At 58.7% G+C, this 726-nt stretch carries 2 protein-coding genes; one reads left to right on the top strand and one right to left on the bottom strand.

The features are described from left to right. Positions 1 to 277, bottom strand: a 277-nt coding sequence (locus CQY20_RS35335; protein ID WP_234816550.1) for an Arm DNA-binding domain-containing protein, incomplete at its 3' end; no start/stop codon positions are given. Positions 278 to 508: 231 nt separating this feature from the next. On the opposite strand from CQY20_RS35335, the gene CQY20_RS33970 reads away from it, so the two are divergent. Then, positions 509 to 664: a helix-turn-helix domain-containing protein gene (locus CQY20_RS33970; protein WP_097945799.1), complete on the top strand. Its 156-nt coding sequence runs from the start codon at positions 509 to 511 to the stop codon at positions 662 to 664. The last annotated feature ends 62 nt before the right edge of the window (positions 665 to 726 follow it).

Below are 726 nucleotides of genomic sequence, written 5' to 3'. Positions count from 1 at the left end.
CCAGGCGACTGTTCCTTCGGCATACCTGCATCCTCGTTTCCAAGGTCAGGAGCCTCCAGCATTTCCAGGGCGATTCATGGCGGCCCTTGAGGTAGTTCTCGCATACCTCGCGCACAGTGTTGGTTCGGCGCGGCACAAACCTGCCCTGCACGGCAGCGTCGCCAATCTCAGCCAGTGCGGCACGGGCCTCGCGTTCCGTTGCGTATCGCCGCCGCACCTGCTGCCGCTTCCCCGTCTCCGAGTTAACGCCTGCGTCTACCGTAAGTTGATATCGCACAACGGTTTTCCCGAGCTTGCGGTCAAGTACTTCGATCTTCTTAATCTGCGGTGGCAGCTGGCGCCTCGTCGTCACAGCAGCAGAATATATGGCGGCCAGGACGCATGGCGATCACTCGATGTGAAATCTGCGTGTGCTTCAAAAATGTCTCGCAGAGGCAGTTTTGAGCACATCACGGGATACGGTCTTTAACCGCAGGACACGCCTGCAGACAACTGAATAGGGGTAGCGATGCTTGACTCTATGGCGCTAACAAACGCTCGACTCAACACCGTCGAGGAGACCTTGCAGAGGCTCCGGATCTGCCGGGCAACGGTTTATCGACTCATCAATAGCGGGGATCTGCGCACGGTTACAATCGGTCGCCGCCGCCTAGGAGCCTGCTGAATTAGTGGCTTTGGGGGCGGGGTGCCTCAAAGCGCTCTGTGGCGCGTGTGTTCAGTCAGACC

This window comes from Mycolicibacterium agri (assembly GCF_002553505.1).
GTDB lineage: Bacteria > Actinomycetota > Actinomycetes > Mycobacteriales > Mycobacteriaceae > Mycobacterium > Mycobacterium agri.
The sequence above is the reverse complement of the archived record's forward strand: the minus strand, read 5'-3'. Positions and strand labels throughout refer to the sequence as shown.

Bases quoted from the DNA above. Each gene is read 5' to 3' on its own strand.
- CQY20_RS33970 (WP_097945799.1), top strand. From the start codon at position 509: ATGCTTGACTCTATGGCGCTAACAAACGCTCGACTCAACACCGTCGAG.